General features: G+C 56.0%; 8 protein-coding genes and 2 pseudogenes. 6 read left to right on the top strand and 4 right to left on the bottom strand.

What is annotated here, in order from left to right:
- A pseudogene (locus AC221Y_RS15990) lies at window positions 1-109 on the top strand (IS30 family transposase); the annotation flags it as partial.
- A gap of 51 nt (window positions 110-160) precedes the next feature.
- On the top strand, window positions 161-1333 hold the full coding sequence (locus AC221Y_RS15985; protein WP_299752436.1) for a M24 family metallopeptidase: 1173 nt from the start codon (window positions 161-163) through the stop codon (window positions 1331-1333).
- A 350-nt stretch (window positions 1334-1683) separates the two neighbouring features.
- Here the strand turns inward: AC221Y_RS15985 and AC221Y_RS15980 are convergent, their stop codons facing one another.
- The 3 genes and pseudogenes from AC221Y_RS15980 to AC221Y_RS15970 form a co-directional block, all read right to left on the bottom strand.
- The gene (locus AC221Y_RS15980) at window positions 1684-2430 is read right to left on the bottom strand and encodes an aspartate/glutamate racemase family protein (protein WP_299752433.1); all 747 of its coding nucleotides are present in this window, start codon (window positions 2428-2430) and stop codon (window positions 1684-1686) included.
- Window positions 2431-2432: 2 nt separating this feature from the next.
- Window positions 2433-2840 (bottom strand): FCD domain-containing protein, encoded by a 408-nt coding sequence (locus tag AC221Y_RS15975; RefSeq protein WP_486707734.1) that lies wholly within the window; start codon window positions 2838-2840, stop codon window positions 2433-2435.
- 119 nt (window positions 2841-2959) lie between these two features.
- Window positions 2960-3052 (bottom strand): annotated as a pseudogene (locus tag AC221Y_RS15970) (GntR family transcriptional regulator); the annotation flags it as partial.
- 156 nt (window positions 3053-3208) lie between these two features.
- Here AC221Y_RS15970 and AC221Y_RS15965 point away from each other — a divergent pair.
- Window positions 3209-4900 carry a thiamine pyrophosphate-binding protein gene (locus AC221Y_RS15965; protein ID WP_486707733.1) on the top strand — a complete coding sequence of 564 codons (1692 nt, stop codon included), beginning with the start codon at window positions 3209-3211 and terminating at the stop codon, window positions 4898-4900.
- A 4-nt stretch (window positions 4901-4904) separates the two neighbouring features.
- Here the strand turns inward: AC221Y_RS15965 and AC221Y_RS15960 are convergent, their stop codons facing one another.
- Window positions 4905-5819, bottom strand: coding sequence for a LysR family transcriptional regulator (locus AC221Y_RS15960; protein ID WP_299752424.1), 915 nt, complete (start codon window positions 5817-5819; stop codon window positions 4905-4907).
- A 96-nt stretch (window positions 5820-5915) separates the two neighbouring features.
- On the opposite strand from AC221Y_RS15960, the gene AC221Y_RS15955 reads away from it, so the two are divergent.
- The 3 genes from AC221Y_RS15955 to dctP form a co-directional block, all read left to right on the top strand.
- Window positions 5916-7052 carry an enolase C-terminal domain-like protein gene (locus AC221Y_RS15955; RefSeq protein WP_299752421.1) on the top strand — a complete coding sequence of 379 codons (1137 nt, stop codon included), beginning with the start codon at window positions 5916-5918 and terminating at the stop codon, window positions 7050-7052.
- Window positions 7049-8299, top strand: coding sequence for an NAD(P)/FAD-dependent oxidoreductase (locus AC221Y_RS15950; RefSeq protein ID WP_299752418.1), 1251 nt, complete (start codon window positions 7049-7051; stop codon window positions 8297-8299). Before AC221Y_RS15955 ends, AC221Y_RS15950 begins: the two co-directional genes overlap by 4 nt.
- Before the next feature lie 36 nt (window positions 8300-8335).
- The coding region (dctP, locus tag AC221Y_RS15945; protein WP_486707732.1) for a TRAP transporter substrate-binding protein DctP at window positions 8336-9167 on the top strand (832 nt) is incomplete at its 3' end.

Below are 9167 nucleotides of genomic sequence, written 5' to 3'. Positions count from 1 at the left end.
GGCTAAGATCATCAGCAAAATTAATAAGCGCCCCAGAAAATGCCTTGGCTTCAAGACGCCAAACCAGCTATTCCTAGGCCATAACCAGCATGTTGCACTGGCGAGTTGAATCCGCGAACTTAAACAGCGCTTTAATTTTGAACATAGCGGAGGCTAGGATTTGAAGCTACTTTTTGAAATTGAAGAGTATCGTCGCCGTGTTGCCCAGGTCAAAGAGGCGATGCGTGCCAAGGGTATCGAAGTGTTGCTGATTTCGAACCCTGCCAATCAATTCTACGTCACTGGTTATGATGGATGGTCTTTTTACACACCTCAGATGGTTGTTGTTTCGTTAGATGCAGAGGAACCAATTTGGTTTGGCCGCAAAATGGATGCAGTTGGCGCAAAGCTTACGGCGTTTATGGGGGACGAAAATATCATCGCATATCCCGATAAATATGTTGGCACCCCTGATCTTCATCCGATGGTATATCTAGTTGAAGTCCTGAAGAATAAGGGCTGGCATAAAGGAAGAGTTGCTGCAGAACAGGACGACTACTACTACACCGCAAAATGGAACCGTATTTTGACCAATGGGCTTGGGCAAGGGGAATTCGTTGATGGGTTTCTTCTGGTAAACCATGTGCGGATGACAAAATCGGCGCAAGAGATCGAATATATGAGGCAGGCGGGCCAAATCGCGACACTGGCAATGGACAGCGCCCGCAAACTAGTGCGCCCCGGGGTTCGCCAATGTGATGTGATGGCAGAAATCTATCGTGTGACGACGTCTGGAACCCCCGAGTTTGGTGGCACCTTTCCGTGCAAGCCGCCAAACGCGATGGTCGGCGAAGCGGCTTCTGCGCCGCATTTGAGCTGGACAGATGCTCCGCTTGAAGAAGGTGAAGTTTTCTACATCGAAATGGGTGGCGTCCGGCATCGCTATCACACACCGCTTTCACGCTGTGTCTATGTTGGCAAGCCCCCTAAAGAGCTGGTCGACACCACAGCAGTCATTCGCGAAGGGCTGGAAGCTGCACTTGATGTGGTCAAGCCGGGAGTTGAATGTCAGGAGATGGCAAAAGCATGGGAAAAGGTGATCTCGAAGCAGGGCATCGAAAAGGATAGCCGGATTGGTTATCCGGTGGGCATTGGTTTTCCACCAACTTGGGGCGAACTCACTTGTTCGCTACGTGCAGGTGACACAACAGTGATGGAAGAGAATATGACATTCCATTGTATTCCGGCACTTTGGCTCGAAAAGTTCGGCCTGGTTGTCAGTGAAACATTTTTGGTGACCAAAAGCGGCGCGAACACGTTTTCCGACTGCCCGCGCGAGTTGCTGACGAGTTGACATAGCGGAGCATGTAGTGGGAGCTAATGTGAGAGATTTCATCTACCCGCTTTCCACTTTACTGGTCGTGACCGTGCTTTGGTAGGCTGCTATCTACTTATTCAATGTCCCGGCAGTGTCAGATTAAACGGATCTGCTCGTTCTATCGCCGCCCTGAGCGTTTAAGCTCGGACATAATTTCTTTGTTTGTTTAATGATCACCAAACAAAGTGCCGCGAAAGCGGCCGAAATTCCTCTCTAAACTCTGACAGATGAGTTTAATCTGACAGTCCAGTTTTTTATCATCATCCGAAGTTAGACAGATGCCCTGCCCGTCTTAATCAAGCGTCCTCTAACAGCACCCTTTGCGTCTAAAATCGCGCTCGCGGATCATCAAAATCAACCGCAAAGCGACGCGGCATGAGTCCGGACTGGAACCACGTCAGAAAGCTGTGGATCGAGTATACAGGTAGCCCCGTTTGGAGCCGGATATCAGCCGCATACGGAACCATATTCGTGCATTCCAAAATAATTGCTCCGGTCTGTGGATGCATGCGCGTCAGAGTGGCCGCCGCATCCAGCAAATCAGTGCGGCATGCGGCGAAATCAATCTCTTGCTCATCGCCTAAAACAGCGCGGGTGAATTCTTGACCGGCGTCTGTTCCAACCACCGGTGTGTCGGCCGGCACACCTGCGGCCTGCAGATGCGCACGCCCTAGGGTCGCCTCGGAAATCGTAAGGATTGAGACATGGCGTCCGGGCGGCAACGTAGCTTGTACCATCGGTGCCTGCATCAACGCAGAGGTTGCCACAGGAACACCTAAAGCCGCTGCCATTTCATCCTGCAACAACGCCAGAAACCCGCAGTTGGTCGCAATCCCGTCGCATCCCATATCGACAAGATCACGCCCAGCGGCGATGAAATCATCCATACGCTCGGTCGGGTCGCCACGCACGATATTGTCTGGCGTGGCACCGCGGACAACACGATAGTGGACTGGAAATGGCCAACTCAGTGCATTGCCAATATCGCCAGGGATCCGCGGGAATCGCGTTTCCAACATAAGAATGCCAATCGACGCGCCGTAAACCGTTTTGCCTCCAAGTGTCTTTGTCATCTTCAGCCTGCTTGGACATAGATATGGGAAAATGCGTCTCGAACCGAATGTGTGGCGTCTTTTTTGCGGGTCTCTATGTGACATCGGAGCGCGGACGAGCTTGCCTTCAAATCGCGCGCGATCATGCCCGCGAGGATCACACGATACGCCGCCGTGCGCCCTTGCGCACTGTCGTGGATCTTCAGGCCGATCATTCGGACATACCGGATGCACCCCGTGATATTGGCCAGCATCTGCTCCAACTCTGCATCGCGAGACAGGCGTACAAGCGCCACGTGGAACGCTTCATCCGCCTCCGGAATCCGCAGCCTGTTATTGGTTCGATCATAAAGCGGTTCTGCCGCATCAAGGTTGGCGACAAGCTCGGCGAACTGATCTTCGCTGGCGCGCGCCACCGCGTTGCCGCGCACTCAATGGCGGCGCGGGCTTGGTACAAATCAAGAATGCGCTCGGGTGTAAGGGACCGGCAAAAGAACCCCTGCCCCCCAGTGACCCTCAAATACCCTTCAGATACGAGCCGGTTCAACGCCTCTCGCAATGGCGTGCGGCTGACCGAGACAAGGCCCGCCATCTCACCCTCGCGGATACGCTCATCTGGCTTGATTTTAATCTCAACCGCCATCCGGCGCAGTTGCGCAGCCAGACGGTCTACATTTTTTTCGGGCATGGCAGTTCCAGTTGGACGGCTTTGGTGGCACCGTGAAAGATCAGCTTGAGTTATGTAAGATATATTAGCCTGTATACAGAAAGTAATACTTCCCTGCAAAGGACCTCTCCCATGTCGAACCAAATGAATGGCGCCGATGCGCTTGTGGAAATGCTCAAGGCTCATGGCGTGCGGCATGTGTTTGGGTTGTGTGGCGATACCTCGCTGCCGTTCTACGATGCGATGAGGTCGATCGGCAAAGACATCCGCCATGTCCTGACCCGCGACGAGCGTTCCGCGACCTATATGGCCGATGGCTATGCCCGCGTGACGGGGCGTCCCGGCGTCGCCGAAGGGCCGTCAGGTGGTGGGGCAACTTATATTCTGCCAGGTCTGATAGAAGCGTCGGAAAGCTCATATGCTGTGTTGGGCATCACCACCGATATCTCTGTTGGAACGTATGGGAAGTATCCGTTAACCGAGGTAGATCAAAACGCGTTGATGCGGCCACTTACCAAATGGAACACCGTCATTGTCCAAGCCGCGCATATTCCCCGTATGGTTCGCACTGCTTTCCGCGCGATGACCACAGGGCGGTCGGGGGCGGCGCATATTGGTCTACCCTATGACATCCAATATGACCCGGTAGACCCGGCTGACATATGGGCCGACCCCAAACACCAAAGCTTTCCTGCATATCCACAAGGGCCAGAACCGGGAGCGGCCGAGGAGGCGATTGACGTGATACTGTCGGCCAAATCACCTCTGATAGTTTGTGGTGGTGGCGTCGTGATCGCAGGGGCGATGAATGAGTTGGCGCGGCTCGCCAACAGGCTCGACATTCCAGTTGCGACGTCGATTTCTGGGCAGGGATCGCTGGCGGACACTCACCCGCAATCCCTAGGTGTCGTTGGTTCAAACGGTGGCACAGATGAGACATGGGAGGCGATGGAAGCCGCAGATCTGGTGATTTTCATGGGCTGTCGTGCAGGGTCCACCACAACTGCCCGGTGGGAGGCGCCCAAACCCGGTGCGCGGATCGTGCATTTTGATACTGACCCGATGGTGATCGGCGCGAATTACCCGACGGAAGTTGGCGTGGTGGGAGATCTGCGCTTATCATTGGCTGCAGTGAATGCAGCGCTTGATGCGCGGGGGCTAGGTGGGACGACCTTTGGCGGCGCCAAAGCTGTAGCCGACATCAAAGCGCGGAAATTTGCCCGGTTCCAATACCTGGCAGACAGCACCGAGGCCCCAATCCGCCCTGAACGCGTAGTCGCAACCCTCAGTCGATTATTGCCTGAAGACGCCACAATCGTCTCGGACCCGGGCACCAGCTGCCCTTATTTTTCCGCCTATTACCAACAGGCGCGGTCCGGTCGGTTCTTCATTACAAATCGCGCCCATGGGGCACTTGGGTACTCCATGTCGGCGTCGCTTGGCGCATGGTTCGGACGGCCCGAATCGAAGACCGTCGCATTGATGGGCGACGGGTCTTTCGGGTTCACCTGTGGAGAGTTGGAAACGGTAACGCGTGTGCGGGCAAATATCACCTACGTGGTCTTTTCCAACGCGAACTTTGGATGGATTAAAGCCAGTCAGATGGCTGACAAGGGCGCCCGGTATTATAACGTCGATTTCAATCGCGTCGATCACGCCGCCGTTGCTGCGGCCTACGGCGTGAAATCCTGGCGCGTGGAGGACCCCACCACACTGCATGCGGTTCTGAAAGACGCGATCGACCACGATGGCCCGACGCTGGTCGACGTGATCGCCCAACCGCTGGAAGAGTCCGCCGCACCGGTGCGCCGTTGGATGGGCTGACCCGCTACTTCGCCGCCAGATCAAGCGTGGCCCGATATTGCTCAAGCTCCTCCAGTAGCAGGTCCAGAAATTCTTGCCCCAAGGCTGACAAGGGCCGGTCGCGCGAAGTGATGACCATCATATCCATCATGATCTGTGGACGGAATGGCCGGACGACGACCCCGCCGGCTTCATCAAAATTTAGGGTAAACGGATCAAGGAGCGCAACGCCTATGCCTTCCTTCACAAAGCTCAGCTTGTTCTTGAACAGGTGTGTGTGGATCCGCGTGCGCCAAGGAACGTCAGCATTTTGAAACGCCTCGCGTGTGCGGCGGTGCGTCATATGATCGGGGCCCATGACGATGAAGGGCTCGCCTTCTAAAAGCTCTGGGGTCAGGACATCGTACCTGGCCAGCGGGTTTTCAGGGTGCATCGCCAAAAGTGTTTCGACACTAAAAGGGTAGTGCTCGAAGGCGTCATACAGCAGTGGCATTTCGCACACACCAATCTCGAAAAGGCCCGCCATCACCCATTCCTGTATCTTCGAGGAATATTGCGACTGGAAAGAGATCGACATATCGAGCCGACCCTGCGCGAAGCGTGCTATCAGTTTGGGTATGAACCCGAATGACATGGCGTGTTGCGACGCGACCTGTAGCTGACCACCCTGCTTGTTCTGCAAGTCAACCACGGCTTGCGACACGTGATCGATGCCGCGCACGACGGTATCGACCTCCTGATATAAAACCCCAGCCTCGGGCGTCGGGATCAAGCGGCCCTTGACGCGCGCGAAAAGCTTGAAGCGGGTTTCACGTTCCAGCTGGGCCAACAGGTTCGAAATGCCGGGTTGCGAGATGCCCAAAAGGGCGCCGGCCCCTGTGACGGTGCCGGTTTCATAAATCGCGTGGAAGGCTTGCAGCTGCCGAAATCGAATAGACATGGAATAAGGGTATCATTTCTTGTGATGGATGCATCACAATTCCGTATTTGAAATGATGCCACCCTCTAGGCACGGTGGACCGGCTAAGGGGAGCACATGTCGGAATTAGATCAAAGGGTGACAGGTTTCGCACTTTGGCATCTTTCGGTGCCAGTCAGCGCTCGGCGGGATCACGGTATTGGATCGGTCGAACATGCGGTTGATTTGGTAGTGCTGCGACTGACATCCGAAGGTGGTGTGAAGGGCTACGGAGAGGCGTCGCCCTGGGTTGTGTTCACAGGTTCGGCCGAAGCGACATTTGCCGCTCTTGATCGCTATATGCGCCCATTGGTTTTGGGACGCCGTGTCGGGGATCACGCTTCGATCATGGCGGATGTCCAAGTGGCTGTCGCACATTGCACCGAGGCAAAGGCGGCGTTGGATACAGCACTGTTCGACCTGAGGGCCCGGATCGCAGGCGTACCCGTCTGGGCGCTGCTTGGCGGGCGGTTCCGAGACCGAATTCCGCTGTCTTGTTCGATCGCAAATCCCGATTTCGATAAGGATCTCCAGCTGATGTCGCGGCTAAGCGAGGATGGTGTGCGCATCATTAAGCTGAAAACCGGCTTCAAGGACCATGCGTTTGACATCATGCGATTGGAACGCCTGCGTCAGGATTTTGCTGATTTTGAGATTCGCGTCGATTACAATCAGGGCCTGCATCAGGACGTGGCGCTGGCCTGTGTCCGCGATGTGGCGCAGTTTCAGCCGACCTTTATCGAACAACCCGTCAAGGCGCATCTGCGCGATCTGATGGCGCGGATTCGCGACAGTATTGATGTGCCGCTGTTGGCTGACGAAAGTGTGTTTGGGCCCGAAGATATGCTGCAGGCAATGGGTCAGGGATTGGCTGACGGCGTATCCATCAAGATTATGAAATCAGGCGGGCTGACCCGGGCGCAGACGGTAGCGCGGATGGCCCATGCAGGCGGATGGTCGGCTTATGGGGGCGACATGTTTGAGAGCGGATTGGCGCATCTGGCAGGCGCCCACATGATCGCGGCAACGCCAGAGATCACTCTTGGCTGCGAGTTCTACCAAGCCAGCTACTTCCTGACGGACGACATTCTAGCAAACCCATTCCCCGTTGAAGATGGGAAAGTGGTGGTGCCGGATAGCCCTGGACTTGGCGTTGATGTGAACCCGCTCGCACTGGAGCGTTTCTCGGTCAACCGCGCCGGGCTCGCGGCATGAGCGCAAAACCTCATACAATCGTGATTGGCGCGGGTATCGTTGGTGTCTCAACCGCAATCTGGCTGCGCCGCGCTGGTATCGAAGTGACATTGATCGACCGGGGCGCCCCAGGTCAGGGGACATCTTACGGAAATGCGGGTGTTCTGGCCAATTGCTCAATGGTTCCTGTGACTGTCCCCGGTCTGATCCGCAAAGGGCCAAGATACGCGCTTGATCCAAATTTTCCGCTGTTCCTGCGCTGGTCCTATTTACCAAGATTGCTGCCTTGGCTGGTGAAATATCTGGGGCATGCCAATGACGCGGACACCCGTCGAATTGCCCATGGACTAACACCAATCGTGTCTGACGGCGTTGAGCAGCACCACGCACTAGCCGATGGCACCAAAGCTGCGGATTGGATCGTCGATAGCGACTATACGTTTGCCTATGCCGACCGCGCCGCGTTTGAGGCTGACCGCTATGTCTGGGGCCTGCGGCGTGAGGCGGGGTTCGAGCCTGACTTGATCGAAGGTGGCGCGGCACGCGACTATGAGCCGAACTTGGGTCCCGCTGTGGGCTGCCTAGCGGTGATGAAAGATCACGGGTTTATCCGTGATCCAGGGGGATATGTTTCTGCATTAGCTGTGGAATTTCAGAATCTTGGCGGCATGTTGCGTCAAGCTGAGGTCAAGGATTTTTCGTTCACAGATGGCAAAGTCAGTGCGGTCGAAACCACTACGGGCCCGATCTCCTGCAGCGACGTCGTTCTAGCCACGGGCGTGTGGTCGAAACCACTGATGAAGAGGCTCGGCCTAACGATCCCGCTGGAAACCGAGCGTGGCTACCACGTCGTCTTTGAGGGCGCAGATGGTGGTCCCGCTATGCCGATCATGGTGGCCGCCGGTAAATTTGTGGCAACGCCGATGGCTGCCGGCCTAAGATGTGCAGGTGTGGTTGAATTTGGCGGGCTAAAGGCTGGACCTTCAGCCGCTCCCTTTGCGCTGTTGCGCAAAGAAGTGAAGAAAGCCTTTCCCAATCTGCGTGCTAAAGGCGAGATTGAGTGGCAAGGCCACCGCCCGGCCCCAGCTGACAGTCTGCCACTGATCGGGCAAGTCAGTGGTACGGGCGTATATGTAGGGTTTGGCCATCACCATATCGGCTTGACCGGAGGACCAAAAACTGGGCGCCTTATTGCACAGATGATGACTGGCCACCGCCCCAATATGGACATGGCCCCTTACGACCCCGCGCGTTTTGCGCGGGCCTAACCAACAAAAGACCAAAAAGTCAGCAAGGAGAAAAAAATGAAGATGTTGAAACTGACAGTCGCAACTGCGGCAGTTGCTGTCGCGGCGCCTGTATTCGCCGATACGTGGGATATGCCGATGGCTTATTCCGGATCGAACTTCCATTCGGTCACAGGCGCGGAGTTCGCTCAATGTGTGACGACAGGCACAGGCGGCGACATTGAGATTGTGACCCATCCGTCCGGCTCGCTTTTCGCCGGCGCGGATATCAAACGCGCGATCCAGACTGGTCAGGTCCCGATTGGCGAGCGCTTGCTGTCGGGCCACCAGAACGAAGATGCGCTTTTTGGGTTTGACTCGATCCCATTCCTTGTCGGGTCTTTCGACGAACATGCGATGCTCTGGGAGGCCGCAGAGCCAACCATTTCCGAGCTGTTGGAAAGCCAGAACCTGCACCTCCTCTATTCGGTGCCGTGGCCGCCGCAGGGCCTCTATTTTAACCAAGAGGTGAACACCGTCGCTGATATGGCCGGCATCCGCTTCCGTTCGTACAACAACGCGACCAACCGACTGGCCGAGCTGACCGGCATGCTGCCGGTGACCATCGAAGCAGCTGAGATTAGTCAGGCTTTTGCAACTGGTGTCGCCTCGTCGATGGTTTCGTCCGGGTCCACAGGTTATGACCGCCGCGTTTGGGAGAGCCTGAGCCACTTCTACGAAGTCGATGCATGGTTGCCGCGCAACTATGTGATGGTGAACGCTGATGTCTGGACCGACACGTCCGAGGCTAACCAGAACATCATCCGTGGCTGTGCCGGGATCGCCGAATATGCAGGCACTTGGCGCGCGCGTGAATATACTGGCTTTACCCTGCAGGGCCTGCGTGACG

The organism is Boseongicola sp. (assembly GCF_057460485.1).
Note: the sequence above shows the minus strand (reverse complement) of the source record. Positions and strands in the feature narration are given on the sequence as shown.

Excerpts from the sequence above, each read along its gene's own strand:
- AC221Y_RS15955 (WP_299752421.1), top strand. The coding sequence starts at position 5,916 with ATGTCGGAATTAGATCAAAGGGTGACAGGTTTCGCACTTTGGCATCTT.
- AC221Y_RS15965 (WP_486707733.1), top strand. The coding sequence starts at position 3,209 with ATGTCGAACCAAATGAATGGCGCCGATGCGCTTGTGGAAATGCTCAAG.
- AC221Y_RS15960 (WP_299752424.1), bottom strand. The coding sequence starts at position 5,819 with ATGTCTATTCGATTTCGGCAGCTGCAAGCCTTCCACGCGATTTATGAA.
- AC221Y_RS15980 (WP_299752433.1), bottom strand. The coding sequence starts at position 2,430 with ATGACAAAGACACTTGGAGGCAAAACGGTTTACGGCGCGTCGATTGGC.
- AC221Y_RS15950 (WP_299752418.1), top strand. The coding sequence starts at position 7,049 with ATGAGCGCAAAACCTCATACAATCGTGATTGGCGCGGGTATCGTTGGT.